Annotated in this window: 22 protein-coding genes and 2 pseudogenes; 12 read left to right on the forward strand and 12 right to left on the reverse strand. The window is 71.5% G+C overall.

All coding sequences use genetic code 11. The annotated features are described in order from the left end of the window. Nucleotides 1–160: 160 nt before the first annotated feature. Nucleotides 161–508 (forward strand): WGxxGxxG family protein, encoded by a 348-nt coding sequence (locus tag A4R44_RS34825; RefSeq protein WP_067590347.1) that lies wholly within the window; start codon nucleotides 161–163, stop codon nucleotides 506–508. Nucleotides 509–665: 157 nt separating this feature from the next. Beyond that, on the forward strand, nucleotides 666–1,010 hold the full coding sequence (locus tag A4R44_RS34830) for a hypothetical protein (protein WP_067590351.1): 345 nt from the start codon (nucleotides 666–668) through the stop codon (nucleotides 1,008–1,010). A 52-nt stretch (nucleotides 1,011–1,062) separates the two neighbouring features. Here the strand turns inward: A4R44_RS34830 and A4R44_RS34835 are convergent, their stop codons facing one another. Next, nucleotides 1,063–1,983, reverse strand: coding sequence for a hypothetical protein (locus A4R44_RS34835; RefSeq protein WP_067590354.1), 921 nt, complete (start codon nucleotides 1,981–1,983; stop codon nucleotides 1,063–1,065). Nucleotides 1,984–2,226: 243 nt separating this feature from the next. On the opposite strand from A4R44_RS34835, the gene A4R44_RS34840 reads away from it, so the two are divergent. Next, entirely contained in the window at nucleotides 2,227–3,234 is a 1,008-nt protein-coding gene (locus tag A4R44_RS34840; RefSeq protein ID WP_067590357.1) for a polysaccharide deacetylase family protein, read from the forward strand. A gap of 94 nt (nucleotides 3,235–3,328) precedes the next feature. Beyond that, the gene (locus A4R44_RS34845; RefSeq protein WP_232791906.1) at nucleotides 3,329–4,156 is read left to right on the forward strand and encodes a DUF3152 domain-containing protein; all 828 of its coding nucleotides are present in this window, start codon (nucleotides 3,329–3,331) and stop codon (nucleotides 4,154–4,156) included. Between the two features lie 1,152 nt (nucleotides 4,157–5,308). Here the strand turns inward: A4R44_RS34845 and A4R44_RS34855 are convergent. Then, complete coding sequence (locus A4R44_RS34855; RefSeq protein WP_067590363.1) at nucleotides 5,309–6,163, reverse strand: hypothetical protein; 855 nt, start codon at nucleotides 6,161–6,163, stop codon at nucleotides 5,309–5,311. A gap of 357 nt (nucleotides 6,164–6,520) precedes the next feature. Between A4R44_RS34855 and A4R44_RS34860 the strand changes: the two genes are divergently transcribed. After that, nucleotides 6,521–7,462 carry a glycoside hydrolase family 43 protein gene (locus A4R44_RS34860; protein ID WP_067590366.1) on the forward strand — a complete coding sequence of 314 codons (942 nt, stop codon included), beginning with the start codon at nucleotides 6,521–6,523 and terminating at the stop codon, nucleotides 7,460–7,462. On the opposite strand, the gene A4R44_RS51090 is transcribed toward A4R44_RS34860, so the two are convergent. From A4R44_RS51090 to A4R44_RS34885, 5 genes and pseudogenes are all read right to left on the reverse strand, one after another. Further along, nucleotides 7,428–8,114 (reverse strand): ANTAR domain-containing protein, encoded by a 687-nt coding sequence (locus A4R44_RS51090; RefSeq protein ID WP_067590369.1) that lies wholly within the window; start codon nucleotides 8,112–8,114, stop codon nucleotides 7,428–7,430. The two genes, A4R44_RS34860 and A4R44_RS51090, sit on opposite strands and share 35 nt — an antisense overlap. 110 nt (nucleotides 8,115–8,224) lie before the next feature. Further along, nucleotides 8,225–8,575: a hypothetical protein gene (locus A4R44_RS34870; protein WP_067590372.1), complete on the reverse strand. Its 351-nt coding sequence runs from the start codon at nucleotides 8,573–8,575 to the stop codon at nucleotides 8,225–8,227. A gap of 310 nt (nucleotides 8,576–8,885) precedes the next feature. After that, nucleotides 8,886–9,227 (reverse strand): hypothetical protein, encoded by a 342-nt coding sequence (locus A4R44_RS34875; protein WP_067590375.1) that lies wholly within the window; start codon nucleotides 9,225–9,227, stop codon nucleotides 8,886–8,888. Between the two features lie 442 nt (nucleotides 9,228–9,669). Further along, complete coding sequence (locus tag A4R44_RS34880) at nucleotides 9,670–10,077, reverse strand: hypothetical protein (protein ID WP_067590378.1); 408 nt, start codon at nucleotides 10,075–10,077, stop codon at nucleotides 9,670–9,672. A 471-nt stretch (nucleotides 10,078–10,548) separates the two neighbouring features. Beyond that, nucleotides 10,549–11,242, reverse strand: a pseudogene (locus A4R44_RS34885) (AAA family ATPase); the annotation flags it as partial. A 65-nt stretch (nucleotides 11,243–11,307) separates the two neighbouring features. Here A4R44_RS34885 and A4R44_RS34890 point away from each other — a divergent pair. The 4 genes and pseudogenes from A4R44_RS34890 (at nucleotide 11,308) to A4R44_RS51095 (ending at nucleotide 13,622) form a co-directional block, all read left to right on the forward strand. Beyond that, the gene (locus A4R44_RS34890) at nucleotides 11,308–11,811 is read left to right on the forward strand and encodes a DNA polymerase ligase N-terminal domain-containing protein (protein ID WP_067590383.1); all 504 of its coding nucleotides are present in this window, start codon (nucleotides 11,308–11,310) and stop codon (nucleotides 11,809–11,811) included. Beyond that, nucleotides 11,808–12,752: a non-homologous end-joining DNA ligase gene (ligD, locus tag A4R44_RS34895; protein ID WP_067590386.1), complete on the forward strand. Its 945-nt coding sequence runs from the start codon at nucleotides 11,808–11,810 to the stop codon at nucleotides 12,750–12,752. Before A4R44_RS34890 ends, ligD begins: the two co-directional genes overlap by 4 nt. An 89-nt stretch (nucleotides 12,753–12,841) precedes the next feature. After that, nucleotides 12,842–12,955, forward strand: a pseudogene (locus tag A4R44_RS52735) (ATP-dependent DNA ligase); the annotation flags it as partial. 103 nt (nucleotides 12,956–13,058) lie between these two features. Next, nucleotides 13,059–13,622 carry a hypothetical protein gene (locus A4R44_RS51095; protein WP_232791907.1) on the forward strand — a complete coding sequence of 188 codons (564 nt, stop codon included), beginning with the start codon at nucleotides 13,059–13,061 and terminating at the stop codon, nucleotides 13,620–13,622. A gap of 58 nt (nucleotides 13,623–13,680) precedes the next feature. Here the strand turns inward: A4R44_RS51095 and A4R44_RS34905 are convergent, their stop codons facing one another. After that, nucleotides 13,681–14,424, reverse strand: coding sequence for a trypsin-like serine protease (locus tag A4R44_RS34905; RefSeq protein WP_067590389.1), 744 nt, complete (start codon nucleotides 14,422–14,424; stop codon nucleotides 13,681–13,683). 187 nt (nucleotides 14,425–14,611) lie between these two features. Between A4R44_RS34905 and A4R44_RS47530 the strand changes: the two genes are divergently transcribed. Further along, nucleotides 14,612–15,487, forward strand: a complete 876-nt coding sequence (locus A4R44_RS47530) for a hypothetical protein (protein ID WP_107648928.1) — start codon at nucleotides 14,612–14,614, stop codon at nucleotides 15,485–15,487. A gap of 111 nt (nucleotides 15,488–15,598) precedes the next feature. Here A4R44_RS47530 and A4R44_RS34915 read toward each other — a convergent pair whose 3' ends face one another. After that, nucleotides 15,599–17,215, reverse strand: coding sequence for a DUF2079 domain-containing protein (locus tag A4R44_RS34915; RefSeq protein ID WP_095213810.1), 1,617 nt, complete (start codon nucleotides 17,213–17,215; stop codon nucleotides 15,599–15,601). A 231-nt stretch (nucleotides 17,216–17,446) separates the two neighbouring features. Here A4R44_RS34915 and A4R44_RS51915 point away from each other — a divergent pair, with 231 nt between their 5' ends. Then, a complete protein-coding gene (locus tag A4R44_RS51915) occupies nucleotides 17,447–17,575 on the forward strand; it encodes a hypothetical protein (RefSeq protein ID WP_255366206.1) in 129 nt (42 codons plus the stop codon). Between the two features lie 30 nt (nucleotides 17,576–17,605). Here A4R44_RS51915 and A4R44_RS34925 read toward each other — a convergent pair whose 3' ends face one another. The 3 genes from A4R44_RS34925 to A4R44_RS34935 form a co-directional block, all read right to left on the reverse strand. Then, nucleotides 17,606–18,199, reverse strand: coding sequence for a hypothetical protein (locus A4R44_RS34925; RefSeq protein WP_157905067.1), 594 nt, complete (start codon nucleotides 18,197–18,199; stop codon nucleotides 17,606–17,608). Nucleotides 18,200–18,341: 142 nt separating this feature from the next. Further along, the gene (locus tag A4R44_RS34930; protein WP_232791908.1) at nucleotides 18,342–19,202 is read right to left on the reverse strand and encodes an NAD(P)-dependent oxidoreductase; all 861 of its coding nucleotides are present in this window, start codon (nucleotides 19,200–19,202) and stop codon (nucleotides 18,342–18,344) included. Nucleotides 19,203–19,212: 10 nt separating this feature from the next. Continuing rightward, the gene (locus A4R44_RS34935; protein ID WP_067590404.1) at nucleotides 19,213–20,079 is read right to left on the reverse strand and encodes an NAD(P)-dependent oxidoreductase; all 867 of its coding nucleotides are present in this window, start codon (nucleotides 20,077–20,079) and stop codon (nucleotides 19,213–19,215) included. 95 nt (nucleotides 20,080–20,174) lie between these two features. Between A4R44_RS34935 and A4R44_RS34940 the strand changes: the two genes are divergently transcribed. Beyond that, on the forward strand, nucleotides 20,175–23,300 hold the full coding sequence (locus A4R44_RS34940) for a BTAD domain-containing putative transcriptional regulator (RefSeq protein ID WP_067590407.1): 3,126 nt from the start codon (nucleotides 20,175–20,177) through the stop codon (nucleotides 23,298–23,300). Nucleotides 23,301–23,329: the final 29 nt, after the last annotated feature.

Raw genomic sequence — 23,329 nt, forward strand, 5'->3', positions numbered from 1 at the left:
CCGACCCGCGTCACGAGCCGGAAGAAACACCCCTACTACCGATTAGGAGTTCGGGCCGGCGGCTGAGCGAGACGGCTCGGCACCTGGCCGCCTCGGCCGCGCGGACTGTCCAGCGCCGCCGAGGCCAGCTCACCCGCATCCTCCGAAAGGGGAATTCCCGATGACCGCCCAAGTCCGCCGCCAGGTTTGCGCTCTGTTCGCCGCGGTGGTGATCCCGCTGGTCGCTGCCGGATCCGCTGACGCCGCCGGCGCGGCACCCGGGTCCGCGCACCCGGCGCAAACGCAGAACACCGACGACAACGGAAATACCAACTACGACCACGACAATGGCAACAACGGGTTGTGGGGCCTGCTTGGGCTGGTGGGCCTGATCGGTCTGGCGGGCCTCGCGCGCCGCGGCCCCAAGCCGGGCGCGATGGCGGGATACCCGGCCGCTCCGGACCGGCAGGCTCCGCCCGCGAACACGTATCCGCCCGCCGGACCGCGGCGCAATCCGCCAGGTGCGTAAGCCCGCGTCGGCCGACCACGGAGTGCCGCAAGGAAAAGCGATCGGCAGCTCCCGTGCGGCACGGTCGCGTCGGAGCTGCCCGGTCTCCGTCGGCACCACCAGGGGTGCCGACGCGGCCGAGGCGAGGAAACGGGCTCCCCTGGCGAGAAGGACGATCGTGGACGAAGTTCCGGATTCGGCACTGCGTGCGGCGGTGCGGGAGCGTCTCGACTACTTGGACCTTCTCGTGGAGCAGGCGGACGACCCGTCGAAAACCACCCTGGCCGACACCGTGATTCCCCAGTTGACCGGCGCGTGGCGGGACCTGCTTGCCGCGCACGAACCCGACGAACGCGGCTTCTGCCGCATCTGCTCCTCCCGGCGGTTGCTCGGCCGGGCGCGGTGCACGGTCCGGCGGGCCGCGCACCTCCGCTTGCTCGCCGACACCGGCGACCGGTTCGCCCCCGGACGCCGCCGCTTCCGGTGTCGTCCCGCTCGCCGGAATCTCGCGGCGCGGCAGTGAAATCCGACGCGGTTCAGCGCCGCACCAGGAAATTGCCGGCGGACCCGCGTGCTCACTCGTAGACGACGTAAGCCGGCTGAGGGGTCAGCGCGAGGACCTCGGCCGGAGTCATCAGGGCGTTGCCGCGGCGGGTGTCCTCGTGGAAGAACAGTTTGAACCCGGGCAGCACGTGGCCCGGTTTGGTTTTCATCAGCGTTTTCCAGGTCGCCGTTTTCGCCGCGGCGCCGCCGATCCCGTCGACGACCTTCACGACCGACACGCCGGGGTGCGGGCGGAGGCTCGCCTCGTCGCGCACGACCGAGGCGGCGACCTGATGGTAGACCATGACTTTGTCCGGAATGTGCGCGCGCCGGGCGAGATCGCCGAGGTACGCGGCGACGCCGTCCAGTTCCGTCCCGGTGGTCCGGCCGAATTCGCGGCCGGGCACGGCGCCGGGCTCGACCGCCCATTCTGGGTCCAGCGCGACGCCGACGTCCGGCTCGGTCAGCCAGTGCTCGTAGGCCCGCACTTCGGGAAGGAAATCGGCTCGGCCGGGCTGGATGTTCAGCAGCAGCAAGCCTTTCAGCGCACGCGTCTCGTCGAGATATTCCCGCACGGCCGAGTCCGCGCAACGGCTGCGGTACATTCCGTCGGCGCCGGGGACCGGGTGCGCGGTGGTAGCGACGAGCTCCGCCACCGGAGTCACCGGGCTCTCGCGCGGGAAGGACTGGATCTGCTGGGCGAGTTTCCGGCCCGCGGCCGCGAGATCTCCGGTCATTTCCCCGAGGGCGCGACTGCCGGGCGCCCCGCAGAAACCGATCAGCCTGCTCGTGGCCAGCGCGTTCGGCGGCCGGGGCGGCGGGGTGCTCGCGGTCCCCGAGGCGGCGGGCGGCGCGACCGTCTTCGCCGCGGACGGCCCGCCGCAGGCGCTCGCGCCGAGACCGGCGACCGCGAGGGCGAGCAAAGCTCGGCGGGGCATCCCGGCGTCGGGCATCCAGGCTCCTTCGGGGCGATTCGGCGGTGCGCACTCGGATTCGGGCGCACTCCGGGGAGTTTCCCCGGAGGCTCCGGGACAAACGCGATTCCCGTCGATCATCACATCGTGCCCGGGGGGTCCGCGGGCACGCGTCCGCTACCTGTGGAAACTGGGGTTTTCCCCGTTGAGCCAAGGAAATCGCGTTCACCCGACCGGCGCAATCTGCTCGCGACGGCCACGTTCCGACAGCAGAATCGGGCGATGCGCGCACTTCCGCGGCTCGGGGCCGCGCTCACCGTCCTCGGCGGTCTCGCCGCCTGCGGGGCCCCGGCGGCCGACCCCGCTCCGCCTCCGTCGCCGGCACTGAAACCGGCAGCGGCGCACCATCGCCTGACCGCCGACGAAGCGCGAAAGACCGGAGCCGACGAACTCGGCCGGATCCCGGTGCTGATGTACCACCGGCTGACCGCGAACCCGAAGTCGGTGTACGAGCGCACCCCGGCCGACTTCACGGCGGAACTGGAGCGGCTGGCCCGCGAACGCTACGTCCCCGTCACCACGGCGGCCCTGACCGCCCGCAGGCTCGACCTGCCCGCCGGCACCCACCCCGTCGTGCTCACCTTCGACGACGGCGACCCCAGTGTGTTCACGTTGACGCCGCAAGGCCATCCGGCACCTGGCTCCGCGATCGGGATCCTGTTCGACGTCGCGGCCAGGCACCCCGGTTTCACCCCGGTGGCGAGCTTGTACGTCAACCAGCGTCCCTTCGGCGATCCCGACGGCGCGCACACGCTGAGCTGGCTGAACCAGCACGGCTTCGAAATCGGCAACCACACGCTCGCGCACGCCAATCTCCGCACCGTCTCCGCCGAGGCCGCGCAGGACGCGATCCGCGCCGAGGCCGCTTTGATCCAGAAGGCAGTCCCGGGATACGTCCCGTCCACTCTCGCCTTGCCGTACGGCAGCCGACCGCTTCAGGCCGGCCTCGCGCAACACGGTGACGGCTACTCCTACACCGGCGTGCTGCTCGTCGGAGCCGGTCCCGCGCCGTCGCCGTACTCCCGCCGGTTCGACCCCGGCTCGATCCCGCGGATCCGCTCGCAATCGACCGGCCGGGACGCCGGCTACGGTTCCGCGCACTGGCTGGACGAACTGGCTTCGCCGTCCGGGCGCCGCTACACCTCCGACGGCGATCCGGCGGTGGTCTCCTACCCGCGCTCGGAAGCGGTCTTCGCCTCCTCTTGCCCGAAGACCTGCCTTGCCTACTGAACCCGGGCCGCGCCGTTCCGCGAGCCGGCCGCGCTCCCCGGAGCCGCCGGCCCGGACACGACAGCGCCCGCCGGCGGTGCCTCCCGCGCCCTTGGTGCCGAGCGGAGGGCGGGGCGCGACGTGGCGGCCGCTGTGCGCGGTCGCGTCCGCCTTGGTCCTGTCCTGTGCGGCGATGCTGATCCCGGCCGCAGTGCCGCCGCCGCGAGCGACGGGCAAAGCCAGACCGGTGTACCGGCCGTCCCCGGCCACCGCCTCCCGTCCCGTCGACTCGGCGGCGCTTCCCGGCGGCGCGTCGTTCGCCGCGTCCGGCGCGGGAACCTGGCACGTCGTCCCCGGCGCGAGCGGTACGACGGCGGGCACCGGGCGCCGGCTGCTGACTTACACCGTCGAGGTCGAGGACGGCATCCGGCCGACCGCCGGCGACGCGTCGTTCGCCGCCGCCGTCGACACGATTCTCGCGGACCCGCGCAGCTGGACCGGGCTGGGAGACGTGTCGCTGCGCCGGCTCGACGATCCCAGCGAGGAGCCGGACTTCCGGGTCAGCTTGACCAGTCCGGGCACCAGCCGTCGGCCGGACCTGTGCGGCTTCGCGATCCCGTACGACACGTCCTGCAACCTCCCGAAGCGCAAGCGCGTGGTCATCAATCTGGCGCGCTGGATCCGCGGCGCGCACTCCTACGACAGCGACTTGCCGGGCTACCGGCGCTACGCGGTCAACCACGAGGTCGGGCACGCTCTAGGCCACGGCCACGTCGGCTGTCCCGCCGCCGGTGCTCCGGCTCCGGTGATGATGCAGCAGACCTTCGGGCTGTCGAACGCTTATCTCGCGCAGCTCAACCGATCCGACCCCGGCGGTGCCTCGCCGGTCCGGCCGGACGGCAAAATCTGCCGGCCGCACGAATGGGTCGCCTCGACGCCCTGAGCGCGGCGAGGCCCCAGGCAAACCTTGTTCCGAAGGGGATTGCGGCTGCGTGAACTTTCGGCAGAATGCGGAAGAAAACAGCGCCGCTACGTGGCAGCGAACCAGGACTGACGCGGCAGTGACGGGCCGGCTGGTGAGAGAGCACCCGGGGTACCGCCTTAAGGCGAGTGTCCCCGGGCCGCGGCTGGAGCAGCAGCCAGCCGGTGACGTCCTGGTCGGTGTAGCGCGGCGCTTCGTCGTCGCCGATGCCGAGGGCCGCGAAGTATTGGCGCGCGGCCCAGGTTTCCGGGACCCACGCCCGTTCCCAGCGCAGCACGATCCGCGCGAGGTCGTTGCGCGGATCGGCCGGGTGGATGAGCCGGTCGCCGGCGATGGCCACCAGGCGCGGGGTGTACGTGGCGCCCGGGGCGCCGATCATCAGGTGACTGTCCATTCCTCCCCCGAGTCCGCGGGCGGGATCCGTCCGACCGCGCGAAAAAAGCTGGGCATGAGCAGGGAAGGACGGCCGGGGGCGAGCACACCTCACGGGTGCGTCCTTCCGCGGCTCCTGGCTGAACCGGTGACGATAGTACGGGTGCGCCGGAAGGAGCCGAATCCGGCCCGTCGCAAGGGAAAACGCCGACAGGGCGGAGCGGGGTCGCTCCGCCCCGCACTGGGCTCGCCGGCTGCGAAAAACGCCGAGAAGGGCTGCCGTGGCTACTGGATCCGGCGAAATAATCTGGCGACTCGCCGCAATCTGAACCACGATCTCCTCTGCGTCTCTGGTGCGGCCGGCGTCGCGTCACCAGTGCCGGGAGCGAAGCGGTTCGGGGTCGGTTCGCTCCCGGCGAGCACGACAATATCGGATCGATCCCGCGGAAAGCGCTTGTTTCCGGAAGAGCATTCCGAAGAGTGTCTTTTCTCGCGCCAGGAAATTGTTCTGGTTACCCGGCTCTCCCGGCGTGAAACCTCACGATCGAAGGGTCCCGGCGTCCTGCTGGGGCCGGTGAATAATTACCGTGCGTGAGAACTCCCGCGATGGATCGACCGCGGCTTCGCCCGTCTGGCGGCAGCGGGCGAAGCCGCCCCGAACTCCGCGAAACACCGGACACGGCAAAGGGCCGGTGCGAGCGCACCAGCCCTTTGCGGTGATGTCCGGTCGTGCTCGCCGGATCAGTCGAGGTCAGGCTCGCGGACATCCGCCGCGGCCCCGGTCGAATGGCTGTAGGCGCCGGTCGGGCCTGCCCCGACGTCCCACGTCCGGTACCCGGCCGCTCCGGGCACCGCGAGCGCGGCGACCCCGGCCGAGGTGGCTCCGGCCGGGCCCGCAGCGAGTTCCGAAGCGCTGTACCAGGCGTGGTCGCGTCCCGCGTGGCTGCTCACCTGCGCCGAAGTCGCCCCTTCCGGACCGGCTGAAGTGGCTTCTTCGTGATACGACGAGCCCCGGCCTTCCCGGTGGTGACGGGCCGGAGAGCCCGCCGCGGCATCGCGGTCAGCCACGGCCGGGGCCGCCTCGCGGATCGTGCGCACCGGGGCAGTGCCAGCTGTCCGCGCGGCCGCTTTCTTGGTCGGGGAAGAGGGGGCTGCCTTCGCCGGGACAACGGCTTTGGCCGGCTCGGCGGTCGATGCGGAAGCCGGGGCGGCCGCGTGGCCGGGCGAAGCCGCGACAGGAACCGAGCGCTGGGTGCGCACAGTGTCCTGCGCGGGCCAGAGCGGGCGGCCGGGGTGCCCGCTCGTTTCCCGCGACCCGTGCAGCACGGCGGCGCCGCCGATGCCCGCGAGGCTGCCGTCGTGCTCGCTCCACCGGTTGCCCCACTCGTCGACGCCGGACTCGTGGTGCAGCACGCCCGCGCCGCCGATGCCCGCGAACACGGCCGACTCCTCCTCGCTGCTGGACTGATTGGGCCACCAGCCGGTGGTGAGCGGCAGCGTCTCGGCCGGGCCGGCGGCGGCCGCCGCGGTGCCGGGCAGCGCGAGGCACAGCGGAGCGAGGACCAACCCGGACAGCAACGTCCGTTTCATCGACATGGCAGTTTGTTTCCTTTCCAAGGGGAAAGCGCCCGAAGTGAAAGACTGGTGCCGCGAACGAGCGCTGGGACGACCGGCGTCCTGCCGGCCGGACTGACGTTACCCCCAGCCTGGCGCGAATTGCCGCCCGAGGAAAGCGATCCGCCCGCCCGGGTGCCGGCGCTTCCGTCCGGCAGCACCGAAAAACCGGCGTACACCTGGGAATCCCCTTTACCGGCAAGGTAAACCGACTTGCACGCCAGGGTGACAGGTTGTCCCGCGCGGTTCACCGGAGCGGAAGGCGCGGCGTACACCCTTCCCAGTGGCAGCTCCGGGACGAGCGGGCGATGTCGTCAGCGGGCGAAGACAATCGAGGGCATGTGTTCCTTACGCCGGGCCGGCGCCGTGCTCGTCGCCGTTCTCCTCGGCTGTGCCCACTGTCCGGCCGCGTCCGCGGCCAGTGCGCCGCAGCTCCTGCTGGGACAGGATTTCCCGGACCCCGACGTCGTCAAGACCGGCTCGGGATACCTGGCGTTCTCGACGACCGCCGGGGCCGGGAAAATCCCGGTGGCGAGCGCGCCGGCGCCGGAAGGCCCGTGGCGGATCGTCGGCGACGCGCTCGGCTCCGTGCCGAAGTGGGCGAAGCCGGACGGCGGGTTCTGGGCGCCGGACGTCTCCGAGGCGGCGGACGGGACCTTCGTGCTGTACTTCGCCGCGTCCCGCCTCCCGAACGGGCCGATGTGCGTCGGCACGGCGACTTCCGCGCAACCCGCGGGCCCGTACCAGCCGGATCGCGGCGAGCCGCTCGTCTGCGTGCCCGCGGACGGCGGCGACATCGATCCGCAGACCTTCCTCGACTCAGACGGCTCCCGGCACCTGCTGTACAAGGCGAACGGGGCGGCCTCCGGTCCGCCGGCGGCGATCTGGTCGCAGAAGCTGAGCCCGGACGGGCGGACGCTTTCCGGCTCCCGCACGGAACTGCTGCGCGCCGATCTCAGCTCGGAGAAGAACGTGGTCGAGGCGCCCGCGATGGTGAAGACGTCTTCCCGGTACCTGCTGTTCTACTCCGCCGATACGTTCCAGAGTTCCGGCTACCACACCGGTTACGCCACGGCGCCGACGCTCGCGGGCCCGTTCGTGAAGGCAGACGCCCCGTTTCTCTCCACCGAGCGGCTCGGCGGCGCCGTCGACGGACCGGGCGGTGCCGATGTGGTCGACGGGAACATCTATTTCCACGGGTGGCTCAACGGCGGACGGCAGGCGCGCGGCCTGTACCGGCTGCCGATCAGGTTCCCCGGCGACATCCCGCAGCTCGGCTGAGGCCGGCCGCGGGGACCGCGGTGTCGAGCACCTGCGCGGCGAGGTCGCGGAGCTTGACGTTGGTGTGCTGGGAAAGCTGCCGCAGCAGCTCGAACGCCTCGTCGGGGGTGATCTCGTGCCGGGCCATCAGCATGCCTTTGGCCTGTTCCAGTACGACACGACTGTCCAGGGCTTCGCGCAGCTGCTTGTTCTCGGCGCGGAGGTGCCGCACGAGTTCCGCCGGACTCGCGCCCTCGCGCGGCGGCGGCATCGGCTCCCAGTGGGCGATGCGCTTTTCGGCGCGGGTCGCGTGGGCGCGTGCCTCGTCCAGGGTGGTGCACAGTGCTATCCGCGCGTCGATCCCGATGATCTGCGACGACCGCCGCACCGGACGGGACGCCGCGACCACCAGCGTCAAACCGGCCTTCCGGGCCTCGTCGTGCACTTCTCGCAGGACAATGCTTCCGCTCGAACCGAAAAAGGTGACGCGGGTGAGGTCCGCGAGCACCACCGGCGCGGTCACTCCGGCGCGCCACAGCCCGTTCCACGCCTCCCGCCACAGCGGCGTCGTGTCCCGGTCCACTTCGCCGACCGCGGTCACCGTCACGACCGACGGCCCGCGTTCGACCCCTACGGAAAGGGGACCGCGCGCCTGGCCCAGCACCGCTTTCACCGAAACCTCCAGTGCGCATAACGGAAGGGCTCCGGCGCGGCGCGCCGGAGCCCGGATGCCGCGAAGCGGCCGCCGCGGGCGCGGGGCCCGCGGCGGCCGCCGGCCCGCGGTCAGCGGCCCTGAGCCGAACCGCCGTCGACGACGGTGCCGGAGGCGCAGTTGTACGGCGCCTTGCCCGCGGCCTCGTTCTCGCCGGGGGAGAGCACCGGCACGTTGATGCCCTGGGCCACGTGGCGCACCGGCACCTGCACGCCGAGCACGTTGACGTCGTTGCCGCACACTCCGCCGACGAGGTTCAGGTTGTGCACCGCGTCCAGGTTCTGCACGTTGCCGAGACCGACCTGGCCGTCGGGGCCGGCCGGCGGGCCCGACACGCTGACCCCGGCCGCGGAAGCCGACCCGCCGAGGACGGCCATCCCGGCGGCGAGAGCCGTGGCGACGAAACCGAGCTGCTTGATCACTGGTGAAACTCCTTGCCAACAACAACCCGCCGCACTTCGGCGGGAAGAACAGGGAAACGGCCGCGGCGAATTCCGCGCCGCGGCCGGGAATCGCGGAAGCGGCGGTTCTCGTTCCAGGCGAGGCCGGCGCGCCCCTGGGCACGTGCGCGCCGGCCCCGCCGTGCCGGCGTCGCCGCGCGTCGCGGCCCCCTGGGCCAGGCCCGGGAATGTCGGGCACGTTCCCGGCCCGGGCGGGCCCGCACGACGCGGCGGCGAACCGCCGGACTTCGCGCCCCGGCCGTCTTCCGCGAGCGGGCCGGGGCGCGAAGGCTCAGTGGTGCTGGACGCTGCCGCCGTCGGTCACCGCACCCGCGGCGCAGTTGTACGGGGACTGGCCCGCCGCCTTGTTCGCTCCGGGGGACAGGACCGGCACGCCGATGCCGTCGAGCGAGTGCCGGACCGGAACCTGGACGCCGAGCACGTTCACGTCGTTGCCGCAGAGCCCGAGGGTGGCGTTCACGGTGTGCAGCACGTCGGTGTTGTCGAGGTTCGCCAGGCCGGCCTGGCCGTCCGCGCCGTGGTGCGGGCCCGGGGTTCCGGCCGAGGCGGTTCCGCCGAACAGCAGGATGCCGGCCGCGACCGCGCCCGTGGCGAAACCGATTTTCTTCAGCATGGGGTTGTGCTCCTTGGGGAATGAGGATCGCGTCGGGCGGACGGGGCGTTCCGTCCGCCCGGGTGCGTCGAGAAACCTACTGGCGGAAGGCGAGCGGGTTCCACTTCGTTCCACCATCGTGTCGGGCCGCGATTCCCTGACCGGGATTTCCGTAACCCAATGGGGGAAGCCGTCCGCCGCTTTCTTGCCAGCAAAGAGAACACGCGGCGAAAAGCCCTGCGCCGTCCTCGGGGAGAGGGCGCCGGGTTTTTCCAGGGGGTCGCGCGCGGATTCGAAACGAGCTGGTCTTGGGCCGGGCGAGCGGGAGGGAAATGCCGCGGGCTGAGAAGACTCGCGCATTTCCTCGGTTCCGGCGCGCACAGGAGCCGGCGGCGGCCCTTCGGGGTGGGTCGCCGCCGGCTCCGGCTGGCTGGACCAGCCTCATGCGGCACGGAGCGGGAAGTTACCGTTCCCGGCCTCCGCGCAGGCCCGGGCTATGGTGGTGATGGTTCCGGTGCCCGCCGCCGGCGCTCGCGCTGACGTGGGAGGAAGTGGCTCCCTCCGGGCCGGCGGTGTTTTCGCCGTGGGCATAGCGGACGCCGCCGCGGGAGTCCGCGGCGGCGTAGGTGTAATCGCTGCTCGCGCCGTCTTCGGTCGCGCTGGCGTTTTCCCGGTAATAGGTGGCGGAGCCGCCGGCGTAGTGCGGATTGCTGCCGGTGGAGCTGTAGATCGAGCTGTGGGAGGCGCCGGCCGGGCCTGCCGTCGCCGTGCTCGCGGTGTACGTGTCGGCTGAGGCGATTCCGGCGGCTCCCAAGGTCAGCGGCAGGGCGAGAGCTCCGGCGACGAGCGTCCGGCGCACAGTCCTGTTCATGGTCGACTTCCTTTCTGAACTTCTCGGATGAAACCGAGGCCGGTTTCACTGAACCGGATTCCCGGTCTCGTCGCAGCCATTCCCGCCCGATGTGATGATTCGCGGGAAAAGCCCGTTGGTGGAATATTCCCCATTAGTGATTTCACCGCGAGCGCGTTGCCGCGGGTCTTTTTGCCCGCCGGCTGTCCGTTCCGCCCCACAGGCACCGGGGCACGTGCGCCCCCTTTCTCCTCGACCCGCCGCATCACCGGCACCGGACAGGCCGGCTTGGTGGAGTTCGCGAGCGAGGTAGTCGAGAGTGCCGATCCCGCGCACGTCGAAGAACGCGAGCGCGGCGCGGCCGCGGGCTGTGGAGCGGATGAGCGAACCGATCCCGGTGAGCGGCCGGACGACGAATACCGCGACGGCCGCGAAGAGGACTTCGAGCGGAGTGAGGCCGCGCAGCAGACCGTCGCCGAGGGCGAAGCCCAGTCGCTGGATCGCCCGCCGCAGCGGGACGTGCGCCGAACTGCGGTCCGAAGCCCAGCTCGCTGATCCGCACCGGCGTGAACTCGACGGTGCGGCCCTGTGCGTGGGAACCCCGTTTCGCGCGCACAGGCAGCAGCCCCGTGATCCAGTCGAGCTGGTCGGCCTCCAGCGGGCGGAAGACGACGATCTCGTCGATCCGGTTGAGCAACTCCGGGCGGAACGATGCGCGCAGCCGCCGCATCAGGCGTTCGCGCAGTTCGTCGGCGGGCTGGACGAAGCCGAACGCGCCGTGGGTCGAGCTGCCGGCCAGGTCCGAGCTGAGGTTGCCGATCATGATGGGCACGGTGCTGGCGAAGCCGGACGTGCGGCCGCGGCCGTCGTCGAGGACCTGCAGCAGCACGGTGAACAGGTCCGGATGCGCCTTCTCGACCTCGTCGAGCAGCACCACGGAGTGCGGGCGGCGCCGCACCGGCTCGGTGAGCTGGCGGTCGGCTCCGACGTACCCGGGCAGCGAACCGATCAGCCTGCTGACGGCGTGGCGCTCGGAGTACTCGCTCAGGTCGATGCGCACCATGCTGTCCTGGTCGCCGGCTAGCGCCTGCGCGAGTTCGGTCTTGCCGACGCCGGTGGGGCCGAGGAACAGGAAGCTGCCGGACGGCCGGTCCGGTTGGGTCCCCGGTGAGCGCTTTTCGCGCACCTGAGGCGGCCAGCCGCGTTTCGCGCTCCCGGCGCGCGGGCACCCGGGCGAGCGGAGGTGGTGGGATGTCCTCGAAGGGCCGGCTGGCCGAATACCGCGCCAAACGCGGCCTGCGGCGGAGACTGGAGCCGGGCGGGGGCCGCGCGAACGCCGAACCGGTGTTCCTCGTCCAGCGGTGCGACGCGTTCGACTTCCGTCCGGAGATCGGCGGCGTCCTCGTCTCGTGGCCGGTGCCGAAGTGTCCGTCGCTGAACCCGTCGGACGGGCGGCTCGCCATCCGCGCCGGGGATCACCCGCTCGACTATGCCCGGTTCGAGGGCTCCGTCCCCGCCGGCGAGTACGGCGGCGGCACTGTGATCGGGCGGGACACCGGCACCTTCGAACTAGCCCTCGAAGAGGGGGTCGGCCTGCACGGCGAGAAGCTGCGAGGTGCCTTCTCCTTGCTCCGCCGCGATTCGTCCGGCCAGGAGCAGTGGCGGCTGAGGAAAAAGGACGACGAGGGCGCCGACTGCCGTCGCAAACTCGCGAAGACCCAGCTTACCGGCTGTACCAACCGGGACCTCGAATGACCGGACCTGGCTGGCGCGAGCCGGCCCTCGCCACGCTCACCGACCGCCGCTTCTCCGACGAAGGCTGGATCTACGAGCGCAAGCTCGACGGCGTGCGCGCCATCTGCGTGCGCGACAGCGGCACCCCCACGCTGTACTCCCGCAATCGCAAAGTGATGGACAACGCGTACCCGGAGATCGTGGAAGCGCTTGCCGCGCAAGGCGGACCGCGGTTCGTCGCGGACGGGGAGATCGTCGCGTTCGACGGCGGCCAGACCAGTTTCGCCGCACTCCAGCCGCGCATCCACCTGACTGATCCGGAGCGCGCGCGAGCGACCGGCGTGCGCGTCTACTACTACCTGTTCGATCTTCTGTACTACGACGAGCAGGACACCACGCCGCTCCCACTGCGTCAGCGCAAGTCGATCCTGCGCGACGCTTTCGCTTTCGACGATCCCCTCCGCCTGTCCGCGCACCGCAACACCGAAGGCGAGAAGTACTTCGAGGACGCGTGCCGGCGCGGCTGGGAGGGCGTGATCGCGAAGCGCGCCGACGCGCCGTACCACGGTGGCCGTTCGCCGGACTGGCTGAAATTCAAGTGCCAGCAAGGCCAGGAGATGGTGATCGGCGGGTTCACCGCCCCGCAGGGCAGCCGCGTCGGCTTCGGCGCGCTGCTGCTGGGCTATCACGAGAAGGGGCAGCTGCGGTACGCGGGCAAGGTCGGCACCGGCTTCGGCCACCAGCTTTTGACCTCGCTGCACGCCGAGCTGGCCCGGCGCGAAACCGGCAGTTCGCCGTTCGCCGATCGGGTGCGCGAGCCGGGTGCGCACTGGGTGCGGCCCGAGCTGGTCGCCCAGATCGGCTTCTCCGAGTGGACCCGCGACGGCCGGTTGCGCCACCCGAGGTTCACCGGCCTGCGCCACGACAAGAAGCCGTCCGACGTGATCCGGGAGCGTCCGTGAAGATTTCCCGCCCCGACAAGGTTTTCTATCCCGGTGAGGGGCTCACCAAAGGCGATGTCGTCGAGCACTACCGCACGGTGGCGCCCGCGATGCTGCCGCATCTGCGCGGCCGGCCGCTCACGCTGCGGCGGTATCCGGACGGAATCGAGGCTGAGGGGTGGTTCCAGAAGCACCCGGGCGAGTACTTCCCGTCGTGGCTGCGCACCGTGCGCGTGCCGCGCCGGGGCGGCGGCACCGACGAGTACGTCGTGTGCGACGACGAGGATTCCCTGCNATTCCCTGCTGTACCTGGCAGGCCAGGCCACGGTGGAGTTCCACGTCTGGCTGTCCACTGTGGACGCGCCGGAGAAGCCGGACCTACTGGTGCTCGACCTGGACCCGCCGGAGGGCACCGACGTCGCCGACCTGCGCACGGCGGCCCGCCGCATCCGCGACCACTACGCCGAGGTCGGCCTCGCCGCGTACGTGCAGGCCACGGGAGGCCGCGGCTTCCACGTGGCGGCGCCCCTCGATGCCACGGCCGCCACGGATGTCGTCCTGGAACTCTCGCGAGCGTTGGCGGACCGGGTCGCGGCTGCCGACCCGGATCGCCTGACCACCGCCCAGCGCAAGGACCAGCGCGGCGACCGCATCTTTGTCGACGCGAACCGCAACGGCTACGCCCAGACCTTCGTGGCCCCGTATTCCCTGCGCGCCCGCCCCGGCGCGGCCTCGGCGACCCCGCTGGACTGGACGGAACTCGGCAAGGCCGAGCCGGACGGCTGGGGCCCGGGCAAACTGCGCCGGCGGCTGGCGCGGAAGGACGACCCGTGGCGCGGGATGGAGAAGAACGCCGGGTCGGCGGAGAAGGCGTGGGAGAAGTTCGGCTGAGGCTGCCGGCCGCGCTGGAGGGACCGCGCGCGATCCCTCCAGCGCGGTACGGCGACGATCAGACGCCGGAGGTCTGCCGGATCCAGTTACGCCCCGCGGCCACGCTGCCGTAGGTCGTGACGCTGGAGCGGTCGCTCGTCGAGCACACCCCGACCTGGACGCCGCCGTCGACCATCGGGCCGCCCGAGTCGCCCCCGGCCACCGCGCCGTTCGGGGTCCTCGCGGTGATCGCGGGTCCGCCGGCGTTGTCGCTGTCCTGGGTGTCCGAGACGGTGACCACGGCCTTCTTCAGCACGCTCGACTGGTGGTTGCCCTCATCGCTGCTCTGCGTCGCGCCCCAGCCGTACACGGTGGCGCTGTCGCCTTCCTGGGCGTCGCTGGAGCTGCTGGCAAGGCGGGCGTACGTGCTGCCGCCGTCGGTGTTCAGCTTGATCAATGCCAGGTCGCCGCCGGAGTAGAGGTAGGTGGAGGCGGCCTTGGCGTGCACTCCGCCGCTGGCGCTGTTGGAACCGATGTACAGGTCGATGTCGGTGAGGCGCTGCCCGTTGTTGTCGTACATGCAGTGCTTCGCGGTGAGGACCCAGCGGCTTCCGATCAGCGTGCTGGTGCAGAAGAAGGTGTAGCCGTTCGCGTGGCCGTTGAACCGCGTGATGTAGCCGGGGTTCTGCGCCGTGCTTCCGCCGATGATCGACGGCTGGGCATCGGGCGTTGCGGTGCTCGCGGACGCGGGGGTCACGGCGAACGCGCCGAGCACCGCGCAGGAACCGGTCAGGACGGCGAGGGCCCGGGTGAGTGCGCGCATGTCGCTCCTTGGGGACAGTTTCCGATGGGGGACGCTTTCGAACGTAAGCAGCGCGGTCGCGCGGCGGAATCCGCCGAACCGCCCGTAGCGGGCAAGCGGCGGCTACGCGACTTTCGGCGGGTTGCCAACCGGTGAACGGATGCCGAGAATCCGGTTCGACCGGTCCGTTTTTTCCAGGAGAGGCGAAATGCGGTTGTTCGCCCCGGCTCCGGGTGGGGAGCGGCTGGCCCAGGCACTGGCCGAGNGCGGTCTCGGCCTGGCGCGGCTGCGCGAACGGCTCGCGGCGTCCGGCGTGCCGGTCAGCACGACCACGCTCAGTTCGTGGCGTACCGGCCGCAGCCGCCCGGAACGGCCGGAATCCTTGCGGGCGCTGGCTTTGCTGGAGCCGGTGCTGGACGTGCCGCCGGGGGCGCTGCGCGCGCTGCTGGACCGGCCGCGCACCGGCAGCCCGGCCCCGCGCGCGGCGCGGTGGGACCGGTTGTGGGAGAACCGCAGCCTGCTTCCGATGGTGCTGAACTCGTTCGAGGACTCTTCGCCGGAATCGGTCAGCGTGCACGAGACACTGCATGTCGACGCCGCCGGACGGATGCGCAGCCTCCACGTGCGGGAAGTGCTGCGGGCGCTGGACGAACCGGCGTTCGTGCGCATCGTCGCGCTGCGGGGGTTCACGCCCGGCCAGTCGCCGGAACTGGTGTCGGCGCGGTACTGCCGCCCTGGCTGCGTGCGGGCGACGCCGGAGCAGGCGTTCTCGGTGACGGAACTGGTCCTCGACCACCCGCTCGCCCCGGGCGAGACGGGGATCGTCGAGTACCGGTTCGCGTTCCGGGACGAGGAACCGGATGCGCGCTACGACCGGCGGTTCCGGCTGCCGATCGCGGAACACCTGCTGGAAGTGCATTTCGATCCGGCGGCATTGCCCGCGGAATGCCTTTCGTACCGGCAGGATTCGCCGACCGGGCCGGAACTGGAGACCGCCGAGGTCCGGGTGCGGCCCGGCGTGCCCGCGCACGTGATCCGGACCGGGCAGGGGGCCGGGATTCACGGAGTGCGGTGGCGGTGGTGACCCGGTGACCGTCCGTTGAGGACTTCGTCGGTATGTCCATTGTGGACGGACGGAAGCCGCTGATTCGATCGGCGGCCTCGGGGTGTCCGAGCCGGGTGGCCGGCGCGGCGGTCAGCCGGGCGTGGCGGCGGATTCGTGCAGCCGGTAGACGCGGCCGCCTTGTGCCGCGTAGACGGCGACCGGTCCGGTGCCGGGGCGTGCGGTGGCTTGCCAGGCGTTGCCGTCGGGGATGCCTGGGGCGGGGGAGGGCAGGCCGGTGATTCCGCCGCCGGTGACGGTGCCGGTGGGGTCGGTGACGAGGATGCAGTCGGGGTGCAGGTCGGTCCAGCCGGTGATGAGGGCGCCGCCGGCGGGGTGTGTGGTGGTGACGGCTCCGTGGGCGACGGGGAGGTCGGTGGCGGTGCTGGGGTTGATGGCGGTGCCGAGTTCGGGTCCGTGGCAGCCGAGGGTGAAGCTGGGGTTGAAGGGGTAGGCGGCGAGGGCTTTCGCGGCGGGGATGACGTCGCGTTGGATGTGGAGCTGGTCGAGGACGTCGGTGGCTTCGGTGCGCAGGGCGAGGGGGGCGAGGGCGAGCGGGGCGTAGCCGCGGCGGGTGAGGTCGGCTTTGGTTCCGCCGAGGGCGTGGGTGGTCAGGGAGATCGCGCAGATGCCGATGACGAGCGCGGTGACCGGCCATCGCGGACGGACGAGTGTCGCGAGGACGAGGAGGGCGATGAGCGCGAGGGTGCTGGTGATGGCGTAGCGGCTGATCAGGCCGATGTTTCCGCCGGGGGCGAGGGGGCTGGTGCGGCCGAGGGCGACGAGTGCGGCGAGGGCGGCGGCGTATCCGGCGATGCCGATCCATCCTGCGGCGCGCGGGTCGTGTTTCGCGGCGATGGCGCAGGCGGTGAGGAGTGCTGTGGTGAGGGCTCCGGCGAGGACGGCGAGGACGGCTTGGTCGCCGGACCAGAGGCTGCCGAGCGCGGCGGTGGCGGCGGAGAGGCGGCCGTCGGGGTCGAGCGCGGTGGTGGCAAGGGATTGGGCGCTGTTGGGTTTGGTGAGCAGCCACCCGGTCAGGACAACAACTCCGGCAGCGGCCATGGCGATGGTTGCGGCTCGGTTTTCGCGGCGGAGCAGGAAGATCGCGGCGACGACGAAGAACGCGGGCAGTCCGGCTCCGAAGCTGAGGCTGGCGAGAAGCGCGGCGGTCGCGGCGGTCCAGCCGCGGCCGCGGTGGGCTTGGGAGGCGGCGAGGACCGTGAAGAACACCGCGGGGATCCAGCTGATGCCGTTGGTGCCTTGCAGCCAGATCTCGGCCAGGTGCGAGGTGAACAGCAGCCACGACATCCCGGCGGCGAGTGCTGCTTTCCGGTGCGGGGACAGGGATGCGGGCAGCATCGAGTACAGGCACGCGCCGATCCCGGCGACGAGGGCGACGGTGAGGACGGTGAGGACGCGGTTGTCGCCGCCGAACCAGGCGGCGTCTGCGTAGAAGAGCAGCGAGGGGAGGACGAAGGGCTGGTCGAGGTGGTAGGTGAACACCTGGTCCAGCACGAGGTGCCCGCGGTCGTCGGTGATTTTCGCCAGGACGTGCCAGTAGTCGAGAAGGACGTGAGCGCGCGGGGCGTGCAGGGCGGTCCACAGCGCCAGCGCGGCGGGGACGGCGGCGAAGACAGTCAGCGCGGCGATTCCGGCGCGGGGTCTTCGGGCGGCGGGCAGCACGGCGGCGGGGGAAGCGAGCGCGGTCAAGACCTCTCCTGGCGAGTTGGGGGCCACCCGGTGACGTGCCCGCTTCCGGCGGCGGGTTTCGCGGTGTGACCTGCTGCTTTTACCGCCTCCGGGGTGGTTTGGGCAAGAGTGTCGTCGCTCTCCTTTCCAGCAGTAACGGGACAGTACGGACAATCGATGCGCGGTTCGCGGGGATCGAGGCCGCTCGTCGTGTCTTCGTCACGGCTGGCGTCTGCGCGGCCCCCGTCCGCGGTGCCCACCGCGGAAGACGGGGAGGTCCGGACCGGTTCGGACGTCGTGGTCATGGAGAACGCACTGGTCCGCGGCCGGGCCGCGCAGCCCGCGACGCTGGGGGACGTGGTGCGCCGCCGTGCCTCATGAGCAGTGGATCGGCGGTGTGCTGCTCGGCGTTCACCAAATGCGTGAACCCGCACCTGCCGCGGCTCGGGAAACGCCGTAGTCGAAGCTTCCGCCGCCGATTCGCACAGCGGCCGCGCCCGCGTCCGTCCCCCAGGACCGGTCCCGGCCGCCCAGTGCGGTCGCGCGGATAGCGCAGGTTCGCCAGCAGCGCCTCGACGCCGCCCAGCAGGTGGTCGGCGTATCGGGTGCGGTCGGCTTCGACCCGGCGGTCCAGGATCGGCCGCACAGGCCCGAGGACCAGGTCGCTGTACTCGCGCAGAGCGTGCACGACGCGATGTCCTCGCGCAGGGCGGATTTCGGCTGGGACAGGATGGTTTCGAAGTGCGCGCCGACGTCCGTTTCGTCCAGCGCGGGCGTCCGCAAGCCCGGGAAGTTCCCGGCCGGAACCAGTTCCGCGGCGGCCGTCAGGCAGCGCCAGTGAGCGGGGGCGCGCCGGGCACCGTTCAGGAGCGCTGTTCTCCAGCCGCGGATCTCCGGGGGGCTGGTGAGGACCCGGAGACTGTTGATGCTCAAGATCAGCTCCTGCGTCGGCTGCGCGCTCCTCGCCACTCGCACCCGGCACAGGTCCTCGGCGGTGAAAATCATGCGCAGCATCGAAACCGCCCCTGGTCCGCGCCTCCCCAGCGCGGCTCTGCGTCCAGGAGGCCGCCGTCCGGCGCGGATCCGTCCGCGGGCGGGGCCAGCGACTTCGCTCGCGCCGAACGACGGTTTCCCAGACCGCGGGTGCTCACGCCTGGCCGCGGATCACCTCGAACAGGCTGGTCCAGCTGTCCCGGCCGTGTCCGGCGGCGGCAGCGCGGTCGTAGTGTTCCTTCACCGCGGCGGGCAGGCCCACGTCGATGCCCGCGTCCCGGCTGGCGGCGAGGATGTGGTCGGCCGTCGCGCCCATCATCTTGGCGTTCGCCTCGTCGCCGGGGTGGCTGCCGCTGTCGACGTTCTTCGCCGCCTCGTCCAGCGACGTCTGCACCAGCGTCAGGAGCTCCTTCGCGTACGGCACCAGCGTCGCGGCGGGCACCCCGGCGGTGCCGACGAGCGCGGCGGAGTGCAGGAACGCCGAGAGCGTCGTGAGGAACAGGTCCAGCAACGACTGGTAGTACAGCTGCGCCAGGCCCGGGTCCGCGCCACGGTAGCCGGGCCGTCCGATGACGCGCAGCGTCGGTTCGATCCGCTCGAACGTCGGCTCCGCGCCGCTGTAGAACACGAACGAACTCTCGGTGCCGACGACCTGCGCGGGCACCATGATCCCGCCGGCGATCATCTCCGCGCCGCGCGCGGCGAGCCATTCCGCGGCCACCCGCGTCCGCTCCGGCGTGTCCGAGCTGAGGTTCACCACGATCTTCCCGCGCAGCGCGTCCTCGGTCGGCGCGAGAATGTCGTACATCGCCTGATAATCAGTGAGACTGAGGAGCACCAGTTCGTTCGCGGCCAGCGCGTCCGCGACGGTCCCCGCGCGTTTCGCGCCAGCGGCCACCACGTCGTCGGCCCGGCTCGCTGTGCGGTTCCACACCGTCACGTCGTGGCCCGCCGCCAGGTAGGACCGCACCATGGCCTGACCCATCGGGCCGAGGCCGATCATTGTCACACTCACCGAGTTCTCCTTATTTCTTCAGCAGTTCGATGACGCTCGTCAGGTTTTCCGCGCCGTGGCCGTCGGCGGCCCGGCGCAGGAGCAGCTGGTGCAGCGGCGCGAGCAGTTCGGAGCTGACGCCCTGGTCAGCGGCCGCGATAGGCAGGTTCTCGAACGCGGCAGCCTGCATCCCCAGGTTCGACACGACGTCCTGGGCGTAGTCGCCGCTGTCGACCTCCACGGCGGCCTGCTGGACGAAGCTGCTCATCGCGGTCAGCCACCCGCTCAGCAACGGCGCGAATTCGACCGCCGAGAGCCCTTCGCTGCGGATCAGCGCGTAGGCCTGCAAAATGCCGGTGAACTGGCCATACATCCCCGACAGCAGCGCGAGGTCGTGCAACGCCGCCAGCCCCGGGTCCTCGCCGACGTAGTTGCTGCCGCCGAACGTGTCGAACGCCGCGCGGTGCGTGTCGAACACGTCCTTGGGCCCGCTGTAGAACACGAACGCGCCGGGCTGCCCGATCATCGGCGGAACCGCCATGATGCCGCCGTCGAGGAACGTCCCGCCCCGCTCGGTGACCCATTCGGCCAGCTCACGGGCCTGTCGCGGGGTGCCGTTGGTCAGGTTCACCACCGTCCGGCCCGCCGGCGAGGCCGTCGCGAGCACCTCGCGCACCGACGCGTCGTCCAGCAGGCAGACGATCACCAGCTCGCTCGCCGCGACCGCCTCGGCGGCCGACTCCGCCGCCACCGCACCCCGCTCCACCAGCGGCTTCGTCTTGTCCGCGGAGCGGTTCCAGACCGTCACCGGCCGTCCCGCACCCAGCAGCGCACCGGCCAGCGCGCCGCCCATCGCACCGAGCCCCAGCACAGTCGCCGAGGTCGCGTTCCCGGACATGTCGTCCCTCCAGTTCGTTGATCTGCCGACCACGGTGCCGAGGGCCGCGCACGGTTCGCTGGGGGTCCGCGCACGGATGCGGTTACGGTGGATCCGTGCGATTCGGCATCCTGGGGCCCTTGGCCGTGAGCAGCGACGACGGCCGGCCGGTGCGGGTACCCGAGGCCAAGGTCCGGACCCTGCTCGCGGTCCTGCTCGTGCACGAGGGCACTCCGGTGCCGGCGGACCGCCTGGCGGACGACCTGTGGGGCGACCAGCTGCCCGGCAATCCGGTCAACACCCTGCAGACGAAGGTCTCGCAGCTGCGCCGCGCGCTCGAACGCGCCGAACCGGGGTACGGCAGCGCGCTGGTGTACCAGGCCCCCGGCTACGTCCTGCGGACCGAACCGGAAGCGGTCGACGTCGGACGCTTCCGTGCGTTGACCGCGGCGGCGAGCACGGCGGAGGACCCGCGGTCGAAGGCCGATCTGCTCACCGAAGCGCTGGCGTTGTGGCGGGGCCCGACGCTCGCCGAGTTCGCCGACGAAGCCTTCGCGAAGCCGGTGATCCAGCGTCTTGAAGAGGATCGCCTTGTCGCGCAAGAAAACCTCGCCGACGCGCGGCTCAGTGCCGGCGAACATGCTGCGCTGACCGCGGAACTCGCCGACCTGGTCCGGCAGCATCCGTTGCGCGAACGTCTGCGCGCTCTCCAGCTGCGCGCGCTGTATGCGGCGGGGCGGCAGAGCGAGGCGCTGGCCTCCTATGACGAACTCCGCCGCCGTCTCGCCGACGAGCTAGGCCTCGATCCCGGCCCTGAACTCACCGCGCTGCACCGGTCGATCCTGGCACAGGACCCGGCCCTGACCGCCGTCGTCCCGCAGCTTCCGGTCCCGCTCACCGAACTGGTCGGCCGGGCCGCCGCGGCCAAGGCGGTCAGCACGCTCGTCCGCGAATCCCGGCTGGTGACGCTCACCGGACCCGGCGGCGTCGGCAAGACCCGGCTCGCGCTGGAGACCGCGCACCGGCTCGGCGGCGGTTTCGCCGCGGGAGCGTGGCTCGTGGAACTGACCGGCATGGACCGGCACGAATGCGCGCTGAGCCAGTGCCCGCCGATCGAGTGGGTGGTGGAGGCGATCGCCGCGACGCTCGGGATCCGGGACGCGGCCGCGCCCGCGCGGGCGGACCCGGCGCGACGGCTGGCCGAGTCCTTGCGCGGCAAGGAAACCCTGATCGTCCTGGACAACTGCGAACAGCTGATCGAGCCGGTCGCCGCGACCGCCGGACGGCTGCTGGCGGCCGCGCCCGGGCTGCGGATCCTCGCCACCAGCCGGGAACCGCTCGGGCTCGCCGGGGAAACGCAGTTCCCGGTGCCCCCGCTGGACCACGACAGCGCCGCGCGACTGTTTGCCGCACGGGTCGCCGACACTGGGTGCACTGTGGACAGTGCCGACGCGGGCGCGGTCGCCGAGATTTGCCGGAAGCTGGACGGATTGCCGCTGGCACTCGAACTCGCCGCGACCCGCGTGCGCGCGCTGGGCGTGCCGGAGTTGCTGCGCCGTCTGGACGATCGGTTCCGCCTGCTGGACACTGCCCGCCGGGGTGTGCCCGCCCGGCAGCAGACGCTGCGCGCGATGATCGACTGGAGCTGGGAACTCCTGAGCGAGCAGGAACGCCTTGTACTGCAAAGATTGTCGGTGCACACCGAGGATTGCTCGCTGGACGCGGCCGAGGCGGTCTGCGCGGGCGACGGTGTCGAAGAAGGCGAGGTGCTGGGTCTGCTGGCGAAGCTCGTCGACCGCTCGCTGGTCGTGCCCGCGAACGCGCGGTACCGGTTGCTTGAGTCGGTGGCGGTGTACGGCCTGGAACGGCTGCGCGACGCCGGCGAGGTCGAGAAGACGCGGCGTCGGCACGCGGAGTATTACGTCCAGCTCGCCGGTGCCGCGGACGCCGGTCTCCGCGCCCGGGACCAACGGCGCTGGCTGCAGCGGCTCGACGCGGACCTGCCGAACCTCCGTGCCGCAGCGGAGAATCTGGCCGGCTGGGGGAACGCCGACGAGGCGTTGCGGCTGGCGAACCGGTTGGCCTGGTACCGATTCCTGCGCGGCCGGATGGCCGAGGCGATGCGCTCCCTGCGCGCCGCCCTCAGCCTGCCCGGCGGCGAAGCGGACCTGCGCACGGAAGCGCGGGCGACGCTCACCGCACTCGCCGTCCTCGCCGGCGACCGGCCCGACTGGCGCCCCGTGGCCGAGCTGCCGATGAGCGCCCGGGCCAAATGGTTCATCGGCTACGCACTGTCCACAGTGGCCGATCTGCCCGGTGCGGAACCGCTGACCCTGGACGCGCTCGCCGCCTTCGAAGCAGCCGACGACCGGTGGGGGATCGCCGCGGCCAGCGGTGACCGCGCGAGTCAGGCGCTGTCGAGAGGCGAGATCGCGGAAGCGTGGCGTTACGCCGACCGCTGTGCGGAACTGTTCGCCGAAATCGGCGACAAATGGGGTCAGCTCCAGGCGATTTTCGCGCGGGGCGCACTCAGCTCCCTTGCCGGGAACTACGCGCGCGCTGAGGCGGTCCACGCCGAAGGATTGCGGATCGCCGAGGAACTGGGCTTGTGGCCGGAAGCTTCCTACCAGCTGTCGTGGCTGGGCCGGGCTGCGTTGCTGCGCAAGGACTATGCCGCCGCCCGCGAACTGCATGACCGGGCTCGCCAGGTCGCCGCGGAGCACGGCTTCACGCCGGGGGAGATGTATGCGCTGACCGGGCTGGCCCTCGGCGCCCGGCGCGCGGGCGACCTCGATCTCGCCGAGCAGTATTTGCGGACGCTGATCGAGTGGAACAAGCAGGTCGATTTCGAACCGGGGAACACGTTGATCCTCGCGGAACTCGGTTTCGTCGCCGAATCGCGCGGAGATCCGGCGACGGCGTTGCTGCGGCATCGGGAAGGGTACGAGATCGCCCGCCGGACGGGGGATCCGCGAGCGATCGCGCTGGCGCTGGAGGGGTTGGCGGGCGCGCACGCACTGGCCGGTGCGGCTCGCGAAGCCGCGCGGTTGCTGGGCGCGGCCGCGGCTTCCCGTGCTGGGATCGGCGCACCGCTGCCTGCCGCGGAGCGCACGGACGTGGACCGCATCACCGCCCGCGCGATCGAGGTTCTCGGCGCGGCGGAATTCGCGGCCGAGTTCGGCGCGGGCGGCGAACGGGGAGCACCGCTTGCAGTCGGTGAAGGACTCCTTGAGGGAATCTGATTCCCCCAAGGAGTCCTCCACCGACCTTC

Origin of the sequence: Amycolatopsis sp. M39, from assembly GCF_001651785.1 — a bacterium.
Lineage (GTDB): Bacteria > Actinomycetota > Actinomycetes > Mycobacteriales > Pseudonocardiaceae > Amycolatopsis > Amycolatopsis rubida.